The 18,986-nt window shown below is 70.7% G+C and carries 17 protein-coding genes and 1 pseudogene; 10 read left to right on the top strand and 8 right to left on the bottom strand.

All coding sequences use genetic code 11. The features are described 5' to 3' along the window. Positions 1 to 65: 65 nt before the first annotated feature. Both FGD71_RS34425 and FGD71_RS34420 read right to left on the bottom strand, forming a co-directional pair. Positions 66 to 518 (bottom strand): pyridoxamine 5'-phosphate oxidase family protein, encoded by a 453-nt coding sequence (locus FGD71_RS34425; RefSeq protein WP_119104503.1) that lies wholly within the window; start codon positions 516 to 518, stop codon positions 66 to 68. Beyond that, entirely contained in the window at positions 515 to 856 is a 342-nt protein-coding gene (locus FGD71_RS34420) for a VOC family protein (RefSeq protein ID WP_119104502.1), read from the bottom strand. The genes FGD71_RS34425 and FGD71_RS34420 overlap by 4 nt, the downstream gene beginning before the upstream one ends. A 146-nt stretch (positions 857 to 1,002) precedes the next feature. Between FGD71_RS34420 and FGD71_RS34415 the strand changes: the two genes are divergently transcribed. After that, complete coding sequence (locus FGD71_RS34415; protein ID WP_119104501.1) at positions 1,003 to 3,798, top strand: ATP-binding protein; 2,796 nt, start codon at positions 1,003 to 1,005, stop codon at positions 3,796 to 3,798. Between the two features lie 494 nt (positions 3,799 to 4,292). On the opposite strand, the gene FGD71_RS34410 is transcribed toward FGD71_RS34415, so the two are convergent. From FGD71_RS34410 to FGD71_RS34390, 5 genes are all read right to left on the bottom strand, one after another. Continuing rightward, positions 4,293 to 5,012, bottom strand: coding sequence for a GNAT family N-acetyltransferase (locus FGD71_RS34410; RefSeq protein ID WP_119104500.1), 720 nt, complete (start codon positions 5,010 to 5,012; stop codon positions 4,293 to 4,295). 62 nt (positions 5,013 to 5,074) lie between these two features. Next, positions 5,075 to 5,497, bottom strand: coding sequence for a hypothetical protein (locus tag FGD71_RS34405; RefSeq protein WP_119104499.1), 423 nt, complete (start codon positions 5,495 to 5,497; stop codon positions 5,075 to 5,077). Between the two features lie 114 nt (positions 5,498 to 5,611). Further along, positions 5,612 to 6,076 carry a hypothetical protein gene (locus FGD71_RS34400; protein ID WP_140936009.1) on the bottom strand — a complete coding sequence of 155 codons (465 nt, stop codon included), beginning with the start codon at positions 6,074 to 6,076 and terminating at the stop codon, positions 5,612 to 5,614. A gap of 111 nt (positions 6,077 to 6,187) precedes the next feature. Then, the gene (locus FGD71_RS34395) at positions 6,188 to 6,514 is read right to left on the bottom strand and encodes a hemerythrin domain-containing protein (RefSeq protein ID WP_240436900.1); all 327 of its coding nucleotides are present in this window, start codon (positions 6,512 to 6,514) and stop codon (positions 6,188 to 6,190) included. Between the two features lie 49 nt (positions 6,515 to 6,563). Continuing rightward, positions 6,564 to 7,856, bottom strand: a complete 1,293-nt coding sequence (locus tag FGD71_RS34390) for an MFS transporter (protein WP_119104498.1) — start codon at positions 7,854 to 7,856, stop codon at positions 6,564 to 6,566. Between the two features lie 870 nt (positions 7,857 to 8,726). Between FGD71_RS34390 and FGD71_RS34385 the strand changes: the two genes are divergently transcribed. From FGD71_RS34385 to FGD71_RS34350, 9 genes are all read left to right on the top strand, one after another. Next, positions 8,727 to 12,428: a nitrate reductase subunit alpha gene (locus FGD71_RS34385; protein ID WP_119104497.1), complete on the top strand. Its 3,702-nt coding sequence runs from the start codon at positions 8,727 to 8,729 to the stop codon at positions 12,426 to 12,428. Position 12,429: 1 nt separating this feature from the next. After that, entirely contained in the window at positions 12,430 to 13,974 is a 1,545-nt protein-coding gene (narH, locus tag FGD71_RS34380) for a nitrate reductase subunit beta (RefSeq protein ID WP_162931311.1), read from the top strand. Next, positions 13,971 to 14,747 carry a nitrate reductase molybdenum cofactor assembly chaperone gene (narJ, locus tag FGD71_RS34375; protein ID WP_119104495.1) on the top strand — a complete coding sequence of 259 codons (777 nt, stop codon included), beginning with the start codon at positions 13,971 to 13,973 and terminating at the stop codon, positions 14,745 to 14,747. The genes narH and narJ overlap by 4 nt, the downstream gene beginning before the upstream one ends. Further along, complete coding sequence (gene narI / locus FGD71_RS34370; RefSeq protein ID WP_119104494.1) at positions 14,744 to 15,520, top strand: respiratory nitrate reductase subunit gamma; 777 nt, start codon at positions 14,744 to 14,746, stop codon at positions 15,518 to 15,520. Before narJ ends, narI begins: the two co-directional genes overlap by 4 nt. A 160-nt stretch (positions 15,521 to 15,680) precedes the next feature. Further along, positions 15,681 to 15,938, top strand: a complete 258-nt coding sequence (locus FGD71_RS34365; protein WP_119104573.1) for a hypothetical protein — start codon at positions 15,681 to 15,683, stop codon at positions 15,936 to 15,938. A gap of 89 nt (positions 15,939 to 16,027) precedes the next feature. Continuing rightward, positions 16,028 to 16,591 (top strand): hypothetical protein, encoded by a 564-nt coding sequence (locus FGD71_RS34360; protein ID WP_119104493.1) that lies wholly within the window; start codon positions 16,028 to 16,030, stop codon positions 16,589 to 16,591. Between the two features lie 425 nt (positions 16,592 to 17,016). After that, positions 17,017 to 17,202 carry a hypothetical protein gene (locus tag FGD71_RS48080; protein ID WP_205571177.1) on the top strand — a complete coding sequence of 62 codons (186 nt, stop codon included), beginning with the start codon at positions 17,017 to 17,019 and terminating at the stop codon, positions 17,200 to 17,202. 69 nt (positions 17,203 to 17,271) lie between these two features. After that, positions 17,272 to 17,454, top strand: coding sequence for a cupin domain-containing protein (locus FGD71_RS48075; RefSeq protein ID WP_205571176.1), 183 nt, complete (start codon positions 17,272 to 17,274; stop codon positions 17,452 to 17,454). Between the two features lie 173 nt (positions 17,455 to 17,627). Further along, entirely contained in the window at positions 17,628 to 18,212 is a 585-nt protein-coding gene (locus FGD71_RS34350) for an Rv1733c family protein (RefSeq protein WP_119104492.1), read from the top strand. Positions 18,213 to 18,473: 261 nt separating this feature from the next. On the opposite strand, the pseudogene FGD71_RS49300 reads toward FGD71_RS34350, so the two are convergent. Continuing rightward, positions 18,474 to 18,718 (bottom strand): annotated as a pseudogene (locus FGD71_RS49300) (globin family protein); the annotation flags it as partial. Positions 18,719 to 18,986 lie beyond the last annotated feature (268 nt).

The following is an 18,986-nucleotide window of genomic DNA, read 5'->3' as shown; positions in this document are numbered from 1 at the left end:
AGAATATTTCGGCAGGGCCTGTGGGGCACGGGAGTTCTGCGGCGGTCGGTGGCGGTCGGTGGCGGTCAGCCGAGCCAGCGGCCGTCGCACATGAGCTCGCGTCCCGGCAACTCGTTCGCCTCGCGCCAGGTCTGGATGCGGCGCGGGGTGATACGGAACCAGTGGTACGGCGTGGCCGACGCGCGCGGGTCGAAGCCGGTGCGTGCGGCGAACCGGTCGCCCCGCTGCTGCTGGAGTGCGTCGATCTCGAGGACCTCGACCTCCCCCTCGATCATGGACACGTCGCGGGTGTGGCCCAGCCCCAGCCGAGTGGTCCGGGTGGCGGCCAGGTTCCTGCCGGTCGGGCTGTCGGCCGGGGTGGCCACCAACAGCGTCTCGCCGTCCCAGTCGAAGGACAGCGGCACCAGATACGGCGCGCCGTCCGCCGAGGCACTGGCCACCCAGACATCGACGTCATGGGTGAGCCGGTGCTCGGTGTCGAGGCGACGCTGAGCGCGGGAGCGGGGGCCGGCGCTCATCGGACCTGCGGCAGGCCGAGGACGGTGCCGTCGGGATCGGTGACGGTGGTCAACAGGCGGCCGCCACCGACATCGTGCGCGGGTTCCTTCACCGTGGCACCAATGGCACCGGTGGCGCCCGTGGCGGTCAGCTCGGCCGGCCTCGCCTCGATGTCCGGCACGCGCCAGTAGGCCGGCGAGGAGGTCAGGCCCGGGGGTCCACCGCCCGGCAGCAGCCCGATGTGCCGGCCCTGGGCTTCGAAGCCGACGTAGTAGGTCTTGTCGATCCGCTTGGCCTTCACCAGGTCGGACACGGGATGCAGCACGGTCCTGAACCCCTGTGTGGACGAACCGGTCATGGTCACTCCTGTGGTCGTGGGTCACGATCGACCCGGAGTGTCCTGCCGGGCTTGATCGCTTGGTCACAGCCTCTCCCGGCCGGCGTACGGTCCACCTCCGTGCCGGCCACGGAAACCACCACGGATCCGCCACGGATAATGACCCGGTGTCCACTCCAGTGATCTCGTCTCGGGAAGCCGAAGTGCTCGCGCTGCTCGGGGAGCACCTCAGTAACGCGGAGATCTCCGCGCAACTGTTCATCTCCGTACGCACGGTCGAGTCACACGTCTCCGCACTGCTGCGGAAGCTTCAGGAGCCGGACCGGCGGGCGCTTTCCCGGCGCGCGGCCGAACTCGCCCGCGCTGAGCAGTCGCGCCCGGCGCCCGCCCTCCCGGCACCGCTGACAGCGTTCATCGGCCGGGTACGGGAGCGCGCGGAGCTGGCCGAGGCGGTGAAGGCGCGCCGGCAGGTGACCGCGGTCGGTCCGGGCGGGGTGGGGAAGACCCGGCTCGCGCTGGCGGTGGCAGCGGAGGCGGCCGACGACTTCGCCGACGGGGTGTGGTTCGTCGACCTGGCCCCGATCACCGATCCGGGGCGGGTGGGAGCGGCGGTCGCAGCGGCCGTGGGTGTGGGCGAGCAGCCCGGGCGCGGTATCGACGAGGCGGTGCTGGCCGCTCTGGCGGACCGTCAGGCGCTGCTGGTGTTGGACAACTGCGAGCAGATACGCGACGGGGTGGCGCCTTTCCTGGAACGGCTGCTGGTGGCCTGCCCGCAGCTACGGGTGCTCGCGACGAGCCGGGCCCGGATGATGGTGCCGTACGAGTGGGTCTTCGACGTTCCGCCGCTGTCCTGGGCCGCCGGCGGCGAGTCGGAGGCCGTGACCCTGTTCATGGAACGAGCGGCGGCGGTCGGTCGGCCGCCGGACCCGGCGGTACGGGACCGGATCACGGCCATCTGCGAACGGCTCGACGGCATGGCGCTGGCGATCGAACTGGCGGCGGCACGGTGGCCCACGCTGGGACTGGACGGTCTCACAGCCGGCCTCTCCGACCAGCTGCGGATTCTCGCCGGCGGACCCCGCGCGGACGACAGACACCGGTCGGTGCGGGCGGCGCTGGACTGGAGCCATGACCTGCTCCATCCGCAGGATCGGGCACTGCTGCGCCGGATTTCGGTGTTCGTCATGCCGTTCACCGCAGAGGCGGCCACCGCGGTGGCCGCCTTCGCCCCGCTGGATCCGGCCGCGGTCGCCGACGGGCTCGGCAGGCTTGCCGAACAGAGCCTGCTCGCCGCGACACCGTCCGCGGCCGGCACCCGGTATCAGGCGCTGGAGACCATCCGCCAGTACGGGTCGGAGCGGCTCGCCGACGCCGGTGAGCTGACGGACGTCCGATCTCGCCACGTGGGTTGGTGCCTGGCCGGCGCGACCGCCCTCACGGAGGCCGAAGGCGCGGACTGGCGCGCGCGGTTCGACGCGATGGCAGAGGACCTCCGGGCCGCCCTCGCCTGGGCTTCCGACCAGCCGGAGCAGCGCATGGACGCCTGCCGTCTCGTCCTGTCCATGGCCGAGCTCACCTTCACCCGCAACCTGTTCGGCGAGGCGCAGCAGCGGTTCGAGCAGGCGGCCGCGCTCGCCGGTGACGTCGCCGGTACCGCCGCGGCGCTGCGGGAGGCCGCCGCGGTGGCCGGTTGCCGCAAGCTCGGCGACGACATGTTCCGCCTGCACCGTGCCGCCGCAGAGGCCGCCCGCCGGGCCGGCGACACCACCGGCGCCGGCCGCGACCTGGCGGCCGCCGCCACTGTCGCGTACCGCTTCTCCAGTGAGTTCACACAGATCCCAGCCGTGGACGAGGTGACCGCCGTGCTCGCGGCGGCGCGAGAATTGTCCGGCGACGACGACCCGGCGGCCGAGGCGGCGCTCGCGCTGGCCGAGGCCGCGGTGATCGCGGATGCTTTCGGCGCGGTCCAGGGAGATGTCGACAACGCCGCTCCGGAGACGGTCGAGTACGCCGAACGGGCTGTCGAACTCGCCCGGCGGGCGGGCGACCCGGTGGCCGAGTCCGCCGCCCTCGACGCGCTCTCCGGCGCCCGGACCTGGGCCGGTGAGTCCTTCGGCGCCGCGGCTGCCGCCCGGCATCGGATCGACATCCTGGCTTCGGTACCGCACACCCCCGCCAGTACGCACGAGCGGATGGACGCCCTCGCCATGGCGGCCGGAAGCGCGCTCGGCGTGGGTGACCTTCCGCAGGCCCGCCGGTGGGGCCGGCAGCTCGCCGACCACCCGCTGTTCGCCGAGGTGGGACACCACGCCACGTCCTGGCTCCTGATCGCGGACGCGTTCGCGGGCAACGCCGACGACGTACTCACAGGCAGCGTGAGATTCCTCGACGCGTGGAAGCAGAGCGGCCGACAGCGGTCGTTCTCGCTCGGCCCTGCCGCCGCGTCGGTCGCGATGATCCACGGCTTGCGCGGCGACCACGACGCCCGGGCAACCTGGCTCGCGATCGTCGACCAGGCGGGCACCGCGTCGGAGCACCGCCATGGCTACGGTGCGGTCTTCGACGCCATGGTCCTGCTCCATCACGGGAACCCGGACGCGGCCCTGGAGCGGGTCGCACCGGAGCCGGATCAGGTGTGGAAGTGGGTCTCCTGGATCTGGCTGCACTGGTATGTGACGCTCCGGGCTGAGGCTTCGGTGCTCGCCGGGCACCCGGACGCCCGGGCCCGGGTCGACGCCGCCCGGAAACTGGTCGCCGGCAACCCGGTCGCCACCGCCCAGCTGGACCGGGCGCAGGCGCTGCTGGACGGCGACCTGACGCGGCATCTCGCCGCCGCAGCGGCATTCGACGCCGCGGGCTGCCGCTACCAGTCGGCGCGCACGCTGCTGCTCGCCGGGGACGGCCATGCCGCCGCCGGGGCGGCAGCGCTCGCCGACCTTGGCCTCGCTCCCAGCTCTGGATGAAACACGTGCCCCGGACGGTACTGTTCGCGGGCGGACCGAACGGACGGTGGCTTCAAAAACCCCTTCCTGCCATGTGATCACGGCAGTCGACGCGCTGCTGGCGGTGCCCGCACCGGGAGTTCGTGTCCGGCAACGCCGGAGCGCCCCAAGCCCTGCAGACCCTCACCGCCGACGGGAAGAGCGCGCCGGCGGTGAGGGTCTGCCCCTAGACCGTCGACAACGGCACAGAGGAAGCGGTCGTGTGGGACGACCGCGACGGGGGCGGCGGCGTGGTGTGTACGGCACCGGCGACTGGCTCGATGCGCATGCCGAGCGCGGGACGGCGCACCTTGCTGCCGAAACGAATCCTCGAGAAGGACCGGAGAGCGCGGCCATCGCTGGTACACGGCGGCAATCACCCCCATGACCCGTCGCCTGGCCCGCGCGGCCCCCGCATCGGATGGACGAAGAGGCCCCTGCCGGTCGGCTGAGATCAGTCGCCGGCGGGACTTCTCCTAGACGATCTCGATCGAGAGTTGGGCGCCCAGTTCCTCGAAACCCAATGCGGCCGCAACCCGCCGGGAGGCAGGGGGCCGCGCGCGCCACTGCGGCAGCAGCCCGGCAGCGAGGGCATGAGTGACCGTCGCCGAGGCCGTCACCCGTGCCAGTCCGCGTCCGCGCACATCCGGCGCAGTCAGCACGCTGATGTGAGCGGTCCGGCTCGGCCAGGCGCGATATCCAGCAGCAGACACCACCTGACCGCGCTCGCGGACCACGAACGCGGGTGACGTGATCTCGTCCAGAGATGCCTCAGCAGCGTCCTCATGGCCCGCCGCCTTCTCCAGGGCCCGCAGCTCCGGGTGGTGGCCGGGCAGTTGTTCCACAGCCGATGAAGCGGCCACCGGGCGGAAGCCTTCTGGGGACACGTACGACAACGTCGCCGGACCGAGCACCCTGGCCACGGGCAGCACCTCACGGACTGAAGCGGCATCCACGACAGCCTCTACCGGCAGTCTCGTCAGTGCGTCGCGCACGATCGCGGCGGAACTCTCGCTCGGCACGGTCACGATCGCCGATCCACCGAGTGCCACTACCCCGACCCATCCAACTGGGCACATCTCCGATTCCGGGGACACAACCACGTTCACAGCGCTCGTCAGTGGGAACGACACCGGCACCCGGGCCAGGTCTTCCCACAGCCCCTGGGCTCTGGCCAGCAGCGGATCCATCGACATGGCCTCGATCCTGCCAGGCGGGGCAGGCATGCGACCGACAACGACCGTGTTGAGGTCTGAAGCTAGGCGCAGCCCGGCGGTTCGTCCTCGGTCGGTACGAATTGCATCGTGGGCATCCCGACGGCGTCGAAGTTGGCAGTGTCCGGGCCGATCAGGGTCATGTAGCCGGCGAGCCTCTGGCTGTCCTGCGAGGGCGGCTCCCCTTTGACCTGCTCGACCCCGGGGAACACGGAGTCGAGGATCCACCAACGGCCGCCGAACTTCACCCACTTGATCCCGCAGTGCGTATAGATGTCGTATGGGTACGGCTTGTGCTGCTTGGGCGCTGCCGGCCCTTCCTCCCACTTGCCCTTCGTGACGGTGCGGGCGGGCAGGGTGGGGCCGGTGTACCCCTCGTCGCCCGGGGTGTCGGACGAGGACGAGCAGCCGGAGAGCGACAGCCCGGCACTCAGGAGCAGGACGGCGGCTTGGCGCGAGGCTTTCATGTACTTCAGACGCTGCGGGTACGTGTTCCGTTCGATCCCTGCGGGCCTCAAGGGCTGCGGTGGCCCATGAAGAGCTGAAGGCCGCCCTTTCTTGTCTCCGGGAGGTCGACCTCGTCAGGCGTTGTCGGTCCAGATGTCTGAACGCATGGCATCCCGGGTCTCCAGGCGCAGGTCCAGGTACCTGCGCGTCAGTTCCTCGAACTGGTCGCTGTCGATGCGCGCTCCGCCGCTGACGGCGTCGCGCATCATTCGGACCGCCCGACTGCATTCCTCGGCCGGATCGACGACGGTGCGCGGTGCGAGAAGTTCCAACTCGTGGCGAGACGCGTAGCAGTGCGTGTAGGCGGCGCGTGTCTGCCGGTACCTCTCGCTCGCCTCAAGGCCGGGTGTGGCGGCAATGTTGCGTAGGTCGCTGCCGGCCTGAGCATGTCCTGCGAGGAACCTCGCGTAGAGCTCCCGTCGTGTTCGGCGCCACTCGGCTGTCGTCTCTCGTTGTGTCGTCCGACGCTCCACCAGCAGCGCCGATCCCATCGCGATCATGGCGCCGATGAGTGCGGCAAGTAGCGGTATCCAGGTCATTCCTGAACGGTAGGGCGCATTCGCGGCCAACTGCCTGGGCGTGCTGGGTGATTACTGCCCTGCCTCAACCGACCTGAGGGACCTGGTCCGCCCTCCCTGGCGGGCGCCGGCTCAGCGGCCGATACCGTCCCAGTGCCGGTGTTCTGCTTGGGGGAGCGGTGCGGTGAGCTTGTGGACGAGCTCGATGCGGCGGTGCTCGGCTTCCAGGGCGGCGATCCGGTCGGGGAAGTCCCCGGCCAGAGCGGGGAACAGTCCGTGCTTCTCCACCTGGGTGTGCGGACCCAGCACGGTCGTGATCTCCAGGGCGACGCTCGCCATCCGGTCCACGTCGCCCTCCCGCCGTGCGGAGTGGAGGTGGCCGATCAGGTTGACGATTTCGTCGTGCTCACGGGCAGCTCGTCGATCGCCGCCAGGGACTGGCAGCCGCGGTACTCGCACACCGCGGAATCTCCTTTCCCTTCGTCCTGCAGTTCGCGTCCTGTGGGTCTTACGCCGTGGTCCCGGCGGTACGGTGCCCGCGCCCATGGCCGGAGCGCGGTGTCCGGCTGTCACGGTTGCCGCCGTGGACAGCGATGCGGACACCGGTGACGGTGTAGCCCAGTGCCACCGCGGCGACGACCGCGAGGAGGGCGAGGCCGATCGCGTACGACTCGTACGCCCCGTACAGCGAGCCCATCAGCAACGGGGGCAGGAAGCCGCCCAGGCCGCCCGCGGCACCGACCATTCCAGTGACCGAGCCGACCTTGTTCGCCGGGGTCAGCAGGGCGACCAGAGCGAAGGTCGCCCCGCTGCCCGCGCCGAGCGCGGCGGCCATGGCGAGGAAGGCGAGGGTGCCCACGGGCGCCAGGGCCGGGGTGAACGACTGTGCCACCGCACCCGCCACGACCACCGCCAGCGACGCGGCGAGCACGCGCACCGGCCCGATGCGGTCCGACAGCCAGCCGCCGATCGGGCGCATCGCCACCGCCAGCAGCACGAACCCGGCCATGCGGTTCGCGGCGTCGGCCTGGGTCAGCCCGTAGCCGGTCTTGAGGTAGGTGGGCAGGTAGACGGAGAAGGCCACGTAGCCGCCGAAGGTCACGGCGTACAGGGCGGATGCCTGCCAGGTGATGCCCAGCTTGGCCGTGGCGGCCAGGCGGCGGGCCAGCGGCTCGGTCGGTACGGTACGGCCGGGCGCGTCGCGCAGCAGCAGGGCGGCGGCCACGGCGTAGGCGGCGAGTACCGCGGCGGTGATCAGAAAGGGTGTGGACGTGCTGCCCGCGTCGACCAGTTTCACCGTCGTCAGGGCACTGATCGCGGTGCCGCCCATGCCGGCGCCGAACACACCTATGGCCAGCCCGCGTCGCTCGGGCGGGAACCAGGCGCTGACCAATGGCACCCCGACGGCGAAGGCGGTGCCGCCGATGCCGAGGAAGAATCCGCCGATCAGCAGCCCGGCGAGCGAGGAGTGCCCGGACAACCCCAGGTACAGCACCGGCACGATGGTGGCTGCCGAGACCAGCGGGAACATGACCCGTCCGCCGAAGCGGTCGGTCAGCGCGCCGACCGGGATGCGGCCCAGCGAGCCGACCACCACCGGCACCGCCACCAGCAGTGACTGCTGGAAGGAGCTCAGCTCCAGGACGTCCTTGAACCGCGGGCCCAAGGGGCTGAGCAGTGCCCAGGCCCAGAAGTTGACGGCGAAACCGATCGTGGCCAGCGCGAGCATCAGCCAGGCACGGCTGGTGACCGGCGTGGCCCCCGCCGGGGGGTCGTCCTTCTTCCTTGACGGCTGGAGCATGGAACTGTCCTTCCTGGTGGTGTCAGCGATGGCTTTCTCACCTGGTGTGCCGTCAGCCAGATTTCGGTATGCGCCTTGCCGCCGGCGTGGGCCATTCGTCCCTGTGCCCCTGGCCGGACGGTCCCGATGTCCCGGGGCGCATGGCCCGATCAGCCCGTGGCGGGGGCCCGGGTGACAGCCACCTGGCTATCTGCCCGGCCTGGCGAAGCAGTCGTAGTGAGGCCCGTGGGCGTAAAGCCGGCGAGCGAGGCGTACGTGCGACGGCGTCCGGGCCGAAGCCGAAACGGATCAGCAGCTGGGAACGACCAGCTGGTCAAGGCATGCGGCCGGACGCGTCACGTGCGCCGAGCGCGGAGACAGAGATCCCGTATGGCCCGGCCCCCGGGGCGGTGATCCAGGCCCTGCTTTCGGCGAGACGCGCGCTGTGGCCCGCGTTGCGGAGCTCGGTGGCCGTGGCCACGTGGAGCAGGCGCCGCGTTCCCACGATGTCGGGGACGTACAGTCGTGTGCCCTCGGCCCGTTGTACCCGTCCTTGGCGTAGTCGTCGCAGTCCAGCCGCGCGCCTTCTTCGTCGTCGGGCCTCGGTCATGCTGGCCACGACGGGATCGGGCACCGGGCGGCCCGTGAAGGGCATCCGGCTGATGTGCCGGCGGTCGATGGCCTCGTACAGTGCCCGCGTGGCCGGCAGATCGTCCTCAGTTGTCCCGGCCTGTTGAATGCAACGCCCGCCGCATCCGCCCCCGTCCGAGCGGCCCCGGCAGGGGGACCATTGGTCCCTGTTACGGCGGCCAAGGCAGGGCCGGAAGGACGTCCGACGAGGACCGCTCGACCCGCGTGCGACGCCCCCCGCCGCGCCTAGCGTTCTCGGCCATGGAGAACGATCAGAACGCACGGCGGCGGGAGTCGCGCGCCGCTCAGAGCTGGCCGCTGGCAGGCCGGCGGCTGCTGACGCGCAGTGAGGTATCGGCCGACGGGCGCGCGGTGTTCGGCGAGAACGACGGCAAGTGGGAGGGCTTCTACCGGGACCGGTGGGCGCACGACAAGGTGGTGCGCTCCACGCACGGCGTCAACTGCACCGGTTCGTGTTCGTGGATGGTGTACGTCAAGGACGGGATCATCACCTGGGAGCACCAGGCCACCGACTATCCGTCGATCGGCACGGACTGCCCCGAGTACGAGCCGCGCGGCTGCCCTCGCGGGGCGTCGTTCTCCTGGTACACGTACTCGCCCAGCAGGGTCCGTTACCCGTACGTGCGCGGCGAGTTGCTCAAGCTGTGGCGCGAGGCCAGGCGCCGCCTCGGCGACCCGGTCGCCGCCTGGGCGGAGATCACCGGCGATCCGGCGAAGGCGCGGGCCTACAAGCGGGCGCGCGGCAAGGGCGGTCTGGTGCGCGCCGACTGGGACGAGGTCAGCGAGCTGATTGCCGCAGCCCATGTGCACACCATCAAGGCGTACGGACCCGATCGCGTCGCGGGCTTCTCCCCGATCCCGGCGATGTCGATGGCGTCGTTCGCGGCCGGTGCCCGGTTCATGTCGCTGATCGGCGGCACGCTGCTGTCGTTCTACGACTGGTACGCGGACCTGCCGATCGCCTCGCCGCAGGTCTTCGGCGACCAGACGGACGTGCCGGAGGCCGCGGACTGGTGGAACGCGGGCTATCTGATCATGTGGGGCTCCAACATCCCCGTCACCCGCACGCCCGACGCGCACTTCCTCACCGAGACCCGGTACAACGGCACCAAGGTCGTCGCGGTCAGCCCCGACTACGCCGACAACGTCAAGCACGCCGACGAGTGGCTGGCCCCGCACCCGGGCACGGACGGGGCGCTGGCGATGGCCATGGGGCACGTGATTCTGCGGGAGTTCCTGGTCGACCGGGAAGTGCCTTACTTCCAGGACTACTTGAGGAAGTTCACCGACGCGCCGTTCCTGGTCACCCTGCGCGAACGCGGCGACGACCTCGTTCCGGACGGGTTCCTGACTGCCGCCGATCTCGGCCGGGAGGGCGAGGAGCACGCGGAGTTCAAGACCGTCCTGCTGGACCGGGCCACGGGTGAACCCGTGGTTCCCGGCGGCTCGCTCGGCTTCCGGTGGGGGGAGGCCGAGCGAGGCCGTTGGAATCTTGACCTGGGCGATGTCGAGCCGGAGTTGAGCCTTCTTGACCGCGCGGACGAGACGGCGACCGTGGCCTTGCCCCGGTTCGACGAGGGCGCGACGGAGGGCGGTTCGGTCATGGTGCGCGGGGTGCCCGTGCGCCGGATCGGCGGGCGACTGGTCACCACGGTCTTCGATTTGATGCTGGCGCAGTACGGGGTGAAGCGGCCGGGTCTGCCCGGCAGTTGGCCGTCGTCGTATGAGGACGTGAGCGAGCCGTACACGCCTGCCTGGCAGGAGACGATCACCTCCGTTCCCGCTGAGCAGGCGGCGCGCATCGCGCGGGAGTTCGCCCGCAACGCCGAGCGCACGAACGGCCGGTCCATGATCGCGCTGGGCGCCGGCACCAACCACTGGTTCCACTCCGACACCATCTACCGGGCGTTCCTGGCGCTGGTGACGATGACCGGCTGCCAGGGCGTCAACGGCGGCGGCTGGGCCCACTACGTCGGCCAGGAGAAGATCCGCCCCATCACGGGCCTGCAGCATCTCGCCTTCGCCTTCGACTGGCAGCGGCCCACCCGGCACATGGCGGGAACGTCGTACTGGTACCTGAACACCGACCAGTGGCGCTACGAGGCCTTCGGCCCCGACGAGTTGGCGTCGCCGCTCGGCGAGGGCCGCTTCGCGGGCCGGTCCACCGCCGACTGCCTGGCGCAGGCGATCCGCATGGGCTGGACGCCAGGTCACCCCGGCTTCAACCGAAACTCGCTCGACCTCGCCGACGAGGCTGCGGCCGCGGGCCGCCCGGTTTCCGAGCACGTCGTCGACGAGCTGAAGTCCGGGCGACTGCGGTTCGCGGCCGAGGACCCCGACGATCCGGCCAACTTCCCCCGCGTACTGACCGTGTGGCGGGCGAACCTTCTGGGCTCCTCCGGCAAGGGCAACGAGTACTTCCTGCGGCACCTCCTCGGCACGGACGCGGCCGTCCGCTCCGAGGAGACCCCGCCCGAGGGGCGTCCGAAGGACGTGGTGTGGCGGGAGGAGGCTCCCGAGGGCAAGCTCGATCTGCTGGTCACCATGGACTTCCGGATGACCTCGACCGGCCTGCTCGCTGATGTCGTCCTCCCCGCCGCCACCTGGTACGAGAAGAACGACCTGTCCAGCACGGACATGCACCCCTTCGTGCACGCCTTCACCCCGGCCATCGCCCCGCCCTGGCAGGCCCGCACCGACTACGACACCTTCCTGACCATCGCCGACCGGTTCAGCGAGCTGGCCACCGAGCACCTCGGCACCCGTACCGATGTCCTCGCCGTGCCGCTGCTGCACGACACCCCCGACGAACTCGCCCAGCCGGGCGGCGTCGTACGGGACTGGAAGGCCGGTGAGTGCGAACCGGTCCCCGGGCGGACCATGCCCAAGCTGGTCGTCATCGAACGGGACTACGCGGCCGTGGCGCAGAAGAGCCGCGCGGTCGGCCCGCTGCTGGACACCCTCGGCACCACCACCAAGGGCATCACCGTCCACCCGGACCGGGAGATCGAGGAGCTGCGCCGGCGCTCCGGCACCGTACGCGACGGTATCGCTGCCGGGCGGCCGTCGCTGGCCACGGCCACCGACATGTGCGAGGCGATCCTCGCCCTGTCCGGCACCACCAACGGACGGCTGGCCACCGAGGGCTTCCGCGAGCTGGAACGGCAGACCGGCAGCGAGGGCCTGGTGGAACTGGCCTCGGAGCGTGAGGCGGAACGGATCACCTTCGCCGACACCCGTACCCAGCCGCGCGCCGTGATGACTTCGTACGAGTGGTCGGGCAGTGAGACCGGTGGCCGGCGCTACTCGCCGTTCGTCATCAACGTCGAGCACCTCAAGCCCTGGCACACCCTCACCGGCCGTCAGCACTTCTTCGTCCAGCACGACTGGATCGCCGAACTCGGTGAGCAACTCCCGGTCTACCGGCCCCCGTTGAACACGCGCCGCCACTACGGCGACGAGCACCTGCACGAGAACGACCGCGCCGAGGTCACGGTCCGCTATCTGACCCCGCACTCGAAGTGGTCCATCCACTCCGAGTACCAGGACAACGCCTACATGCTGGCGCTGTCCCGCGGCGGCCCGGTGATCTGGATGTCCACCGCCGACGCCGAGAAGATCGGCGTGAAGGACAACGAGTGGATCGAGGCGTACAACCGCAACGGCGTCGTCGCCGCCCGGGCCGTGGTCACCCATCGCATGCCGGAAGGCACGGTGTACATGTACCACGCCAAGGACCGCACGGTGAACGTCCCGAAGACCGAGGTCAGCGGCAAGCGAGGCGGCATCCACAACTCCCTGACCAGGCTGCTGGTCAAGCCCACTCATCTCGCCGGCGGCTACGCCCAGTTCACCTACGCCTTCAACTACTACGGCCCGACCGGCAACCAGCGCGACGAGGTCACGGTCATCCGCCGTCGCTCGCAGGATGTGGAGTACTGACATGCGCGTCATGGCCCAGATCGCCATGGTGATGAACCTCGACAAGTGCATCGGCTGCCACACCTGCTCGGTCACCTGCAAGCAGACGTGGACCAACCGCACCGGCGTCGAGTACGCCTGGTTCAACAACGTCGAGACCAAGCCCGGCGTCGGCTACCCACGCCGCTACGAGGACCAGGAGCACTGGAAGGGCGGCTGGATGCTCGACAAGCGTGGCCGGCTCGTCCTGCGCTCCGGCGGCCGGATCAAGCGGCTCCTGTCCCTGTTCTCCAACCCCGATCTGCCGGGCATCGAGGACTACTACGAGCCGGTGACGTACGACTACGACAACCTGGTCAGCGCCCCGGCCGGCCAGGACATCCCGGTCGCCCGCCCCCGCTCCGTCCTCACCGGCAAGCCCACCACCATCACCTGGGGCGCCAACTGGGAGGACGGCCTCGGCGGCGCACCCGAACATGCCGGCGGCGACCCCAACCTGACCGGGGAGTGGGCGCAGAAGGTCAAGTTCGAGTTCGAGCAGACCTTCCTCTTCCACCTGCCTCGTCTGTGCGAGCACTGCCTCAACCCGGCCTGCGTCTCGGCCTGTCCGTCGGGCGCGATGTACAAGCGGGTCGAGGACGGCATCGTGCTCGTCGACCAGGACCGCTGCCGGGGCTGGCGGATGTGCGTGACGGCGTGCCCGTACAAGAAGGTGTACGTCAACCACGCCACCGGCAAGGCCGAGAAGTGCACCTTCTGCTTCCCGCGCATCGAGGCCGGCCAGCCCACCGTCTGCTCCGAAACCTGTGTCGGGCGGCTGCGCTACCTCGGGCTGCTGCTGTACGACGCCGACCGCGTCGGCGAGGCCGCCGCCACCCCGGACGAGAAGGACCTGCTGGATGCCCAGCGCGGTGTCTTCCTCGACCCGTACGACTCCGAAGTGATCGCGGCAGCACGGGAGTCCGGCATCCCCGAGGACTGGCTGGAGGCGGCCCGCCGCTCCCCGGTGTACGACCTGGTGACGCGGTACAAGGTGGCGCTGCCGCTGCACCCGGAATACCGCACCCTGCCGATGGTCTGGTACGTGCCTCCGCTCTCGCCCGTCCTGGACGCCGTCGACGCGGCGGGCGGGAACCAGGACGACCCCGACCATGTCTTCGCCGCCGTCACCCGGCTGCGTATCCCGCTGGAGTACCTGGCGGAGCTGTTCACCGCCGGGGACACCGATGTCGTGGCCGGGGTCCTGATGAAGCTCACCGCGCTGCGCTCGTACATGCGTGAACGCACCCTCGGCGAGACCGGCGACGAGGCGGTGCTGAAGGCCGTGGGGCTCACCGCCCGCGAGGCGGAGGACCTGCACCGGCTCCTCGCCGTCGCCAATTACAAGGACCGGTACGTCGTCCCCGCCGCCCACAAGGAGGACGCGGCCGCGCTCAGCGCGATGGAGAACCGCTGCCCCGTCGAGTCGTCCGGCGATCCGCAGCCCGCCGAGGGCCGCCGCATCATGCTCGGCATCCCCACCCTGCGCCGCCGTACGCCCGAAGCCCCCGCCGGAGGCCGCCCGTGAGCCCGCTACCCGCCACCCTGCCCGCCATCGTCCGCACCCGCGTCCGGGCAGCCGTGCGCCGCCCGGCCCGGCTCACACCCGAGGAGGCCGAGACCCGCACCCTGGTGCTGCGGCTGTGCTCGCTGCTGCTGCAGTACCCGGACGCCGAACTGGCCGCCGCCCGGCCGGTGCTGACCGCCACCGTCGAGGCGCTGCCGCCCTCGCCGGCCGCCGAGCACCTGGCCGCCTTCACCGCCTGGTTCACCGGCCAGGAGCCGGATGCGCTGGAACGCCAATACGTCGAGATGTTCGACCTGCGCCGCAAGAGCAGCCTCTACCTCACCTACTACCTGCACGGCGACACCCGCCGCCGCGGCATGGCCCTGCTCACCCTCGCCCAGCGCTACCGCGCCACCGGTTGGAACACCGACGGCGGCGAACTCCCCGACCACCTCCCGGTCGTCCTGGAGTACGCCGCGCTCGCCGGACCGCGTGCGGGCGAGGCACCCCTGCGCCAGCACCGACGCGGCCTGGAGCTGATCCACCGCGCCCTGACCGACGCCGACTCCCCCTACCGGCACGTCCTGGCCGCGCTGCTCACACTCCTGCCGCCGCCGACCGAGGCCGACCTACGGGCCGTGGCCGAACTGGCCGCCCAGGGACCGCCCAACGAGGACGTCGGCCTCGACCCGTACGGCGCCGGGGAATTCGCCCCGCCGGGCACGTTCGTCCCCCCGGAGCAGGCCCCGCCCACCCTCATACCGCCCCTCACACCCCCGGAAGGCCCCCGATGATCGCCGCAGCCCCCTCCCATGCCTCCCTCGCGGCAGCGAGCGGCGCTGATCTGGCCCTTTGGGTCGCCGTTCCCTACATCTGCCTCGCCGTGTTCGCCGTCGGACACGTCTGGCGCTATCGCCAGGACCAGTTCGGCTGGACCTCCCGCACCAGCCAGCTGCTGGAACACCGCTGGCTGCGCTGGGGCAGCCCGCTGTTCCACCTGGGCGCGTTCATGGTGATCGCCGGGCATGTGGTGGGGCTCGCCGTGCCCGCCTCCTGGACCGAGGTCGTCGGCATCAGCGAGCACACCTACCACACGACGGCCGTGTGGGCGGGCTCGGTGGCGGGCGTCGCCATGGTCGCCGGCCTGGGCATGCTGTGCGCCCGCCGCCTGCTGACCCGCCGGATCCGCCTAGGCACCGACCGCAGCGACAAGCTGCTCTTCCCGCTGCTGTCCGCCACCGTCCTGCTGGGCATCACCGCCACCGCCGCCCACAACGTCTTCGGCGCCGGCTACGACTACCGCTCGACCGTGTCCGTCTGGTTCCGCGGCCTGTTCGCCCTCCAGCCGCAGCCCGAGGCGATCGCCGGGGCACCGCTGCTGTTCCAGCTCCACGCCCTGACGGCCTGCTTGCTCTTCGCGGCCTGGCCGTTCACCCGACTGGTGCACGTGTGGAGCGCGCCGATCGGCTACCTGGCCCGCCCTTACCTGGTGTACCGCCGGCGGAGGACGACCTCCACGGTGCCCGCCTCCACGCCACCGCACCACTCGACACGGCGCGCCGCGTGATCCGCACATGGAGGAGGGAGCGCTGCAGATTGGTCGCGGCAGGCATGGCGGTCACCATCCCGTACGGGCAAGGCCCGGCAGACCGGGCCAGCGGCGAATAACCTGGCCCAACTCCACCACGGGACAGCGGGCCCCGGTGGGTGGCTACTACGGTGGCGCGATGGCAACGAACGATTACGACCGCGTACGCCTCGGCATCGAGGCCATGACCGCCTACACCTCCGGCAACGACCTCATGGCGCAGTACATGGCCCAGCGTCGCGCGTCCGATGGGAGCCTCGACCAGGTCGCGGACGGCGCGACAGCCCTGTGTGCCCTGCTCCTGCGGCAGATGTCCCGCATGACTGGGAAGCCGGAGCAGGAGATCCTCCAGGAGATCGCACACAGCCTTAACCGTACGGAGCAGCGCGAACAGTAAGCGCACGCCGCCGGACAGCCCGGAGCGCCTGTCGACCTCTTCTCGGCGAAGCTCGACGAATCCGTGCGCCGGCCCGGCAGGATGACCTTGTGGAAGCAGAGGTATCAGCAGGGTGGATCGGCCTTATCGGGGCCTCGGTCGGCGCTGTTGGAGCGCTCGTCGGCGGATGGCTCCAACAGCGGTACCAGTCGAAGGAGGTACGAGAGCAGAGGCTGAGAGACCAGAATGACGCTGCACTGATCGCCTGCGGGACGGCGCTGCTGGAGATCAAGAGGACCCTGCGCGAGATGCCGTCCGATACGGACGCTCTGGAGCAGTGGTCCGAGCAGAAACGCGACGTCGTGTACTCCGCACGGCTCTCGGCGCTGAGTCTCACAGACGATGTCGCCAGGGATCGCATCACAAAGGTCCTGCTGCCCCTTGAGCACGAGCACTGGGTCTCGGACCGTCGCGACACCATCGCCACGCGACTCCACCGCGTCATCGACTACGGCTTGGAACTGATAGGGGCTGTTCGCCGTGGCGACGCTCTGCCCGAACCGAGCAAGATCGTTGCTGACGCTGTCTCGGGCGGTGAAGGGTGGCTGGCCCTGGTCGAGCACGCGGACCAGTTTCTCATTGAGCCCGATGAAGGCCAGGATGCGCGCTGGTGACAGGCCCTTGCAAGGTCATTGCATCCGCGGAGGGCTGCGTCGAGCGGGGCAAGGAGGGGGAAGGCCAGCCGTCTCACGGCCTGGTGACAGCGGTCGTCAGCTGATGTCGGGTGGGCTGCGATCGCTTCCCCGCTCGGCTCGCTCCGCCGCTCGGCGGGTGCGAACTGGTTGTAGATGGCTTGGTCAGTGAAGCGGGCTCGGGCATGGTCGTCGCCGAGGTGTCAGGGGGACGCGGGCATACGCCGGCCGTTACGCCCTGCATGAACTGTGCCTGTTGCCCGACGACCTCGACCCGGCACTCGCCGAACAGATCACTCATGACCTGCACGAAGCCATCCACGTCGGCGCTCGCCCCTGACCCCGAGCGCCTGGTGCGAACTCCTCGCCGACGAAGGCTTCACCTCACCGCCCACAAGGCGGCACCGATGGCGCTCCTGGAACCTGGCCTGCTCCTCGCCGACGAAGGACTCCTGCGCACCCTGGGAATCGTCGGCCGGGCCCTGCGGGATCCGGCTGCCCTGCGCCGAGTCACCGTCGTCACCGACCGGGCCACCGAACTGCCCCTCACTCACCCAGGACGGCACCCTCAGCCGCGTCCTGTACCGCGATGACCGGCTGCGCGTGGTCGGCTTCGCCTTCGCCACCGGCCAGGAACTGGCCGAGCACACCTCAGCCTTGCCGTGGTCATCCAGGTCGTCCAGGGCCACTTGGAACTCGTCCTGGGCGAGGAGAAGACCGAGGCGGGGCCCGGGAGTTGGATCCACCTCCCGGCGCGGCTGCCGCACGCCGTGCGCGCCACCGAGCCGACCATCATGCTGCCCGCCCCGGAGCCCACCGGCGCCAGTGGCCCTGCCGCACTCTGACCCTGCCATTGGCCCCTGCGGTGCTCCGGTCCGGGGGACCTCGGACCGTCGGACGGAGCAATGGGGCCGAACGGCCCCTGCACCAGGCCCCGGTGGGCTCTGCCTCCAGGGGGCACGGAGCCGTCACCGTACGGGAAGGAACTGATGCCCGTCGGGCACGGAAGGAAGCACGCATGCTGAACAGGGGTGGCAGGGTGATGCTGTGGCGCTGGCGGCGCAACCCGCTCAGGCGCTGTTCGGACGTCGTCGAGGCCTGGCTCGGCGTGGTGGCAGCGGCGATGCTGCTGCTCGCCGCGCCGGCGGTGGCCTTCGCGGTGGCTGCAGTCGCCGAGAACGCCTTGCTCGACCAGGCTCAAGGGCTGCGCCCTGTCGCCGCGCGACTCGTCAAGGATGTCCCGGTGACGCTGTCGCGGTTCGCCGGAGAGGCGGGCGACAACCGCGTTTCTGCGTCCGTGCGGTGGACGACGTCCACTGGCTCCTCGAGGTCCGGCACGGCTTCGGTGGAAGCGGGCAGCGAGGCGGGCACTCTCACCGAGGTATGGCTCGACGAGGCCGATCGCGTTCACCCCGCGCCGCTCACCCCGGCCGAGGCCAGGTCTCAGGGAACCGCTCTCGGGGTGGCCGCCGCGGCCAGTGTGTGCGTGCTGGTGCTGGGCGGCTGGTGGGTGGCCCGGGTACGGCTGGACGTGCGCCGCAGGGCACAGTGGGACCGTGCCTGGGCGGAGTTCGACGCACACCGGGGCCACCGGCACGCGTGAAACGCCGTCGGCCGAGGGTCGGACACGCCTTTCACCGGTGCCTGGGAACGTTGCCGAGCCCCGCCTTTCGCGTCTGCGGTCAGCCTTCCGCGTGGGCCGGCCACAGATCGGGGCCGAAGACCTCGTAGCGGATGTGGCGGGCGGGGATGCCGGCCCGGAGCAGTTGAGCCCGGACGGCGCGCATGAACGGCACCGAGCCGCACAGGTAGACCTCGGCGTCCGCGGGCAGTTCGTCGACGAGTCGGTCTGTGTCCTCCGGATCAGGTACTTGTGGACGACCGTGTACTTGTCCTCGGTGACGGCGAGCAGCGCTGCGAACGCCGCGATGGACCCCGCCAGGGCACGGCGCTGTTCGCCGCCGGCCTGGTTGCCGCGAACAGGCCGTCCAGCAGCTCGGGCCGGTCGGTGAACATCGTGTCGTAGAAACGGGCCGTGATGTCCTCGACCGCCCCGCCGACGGCGGACAGGGTGGCGCGGACGACGGCGGCCGACTCGGGCGAAAGCATGGATCTCCTACGCGTTACGGGGGTGCAGCGGGACGGCGCTCACCATCTGCGCCGGATGACCCTCGGGCGCAGATCGGCTCCTTGGCCTGCGCTGTGGCCCCGTCGGGCTCGAATGACACCGAACACCCCCGCGGACCGGGCCGATCGGTCCCGTCATCGGGCCAGGCCACACAGGGGCCTCGGAACGGCACCACCGGCCCGTCCGCAAGCGCGGGTGTCGAGCCCAGGTTTCCGAACGACTCACCAGCGTCCGGAAGTGTCGAACACC

The sequence above is a fragment of the Streptomyces sporangiiformans genome, assembly GCF_005768555.2.
Classification (GTDB): domain Bacteria; phylum Actinomycetota; class Actinomycetes; order Streptomycetales; family Streptomycetaceae; genus Streptomyces; species Streptomyces sporangiiformans.
Note: the sequence above shows the minus strand (reverse complement) of the source record. Positions and strands in the feature narration are given on the sequence as shown.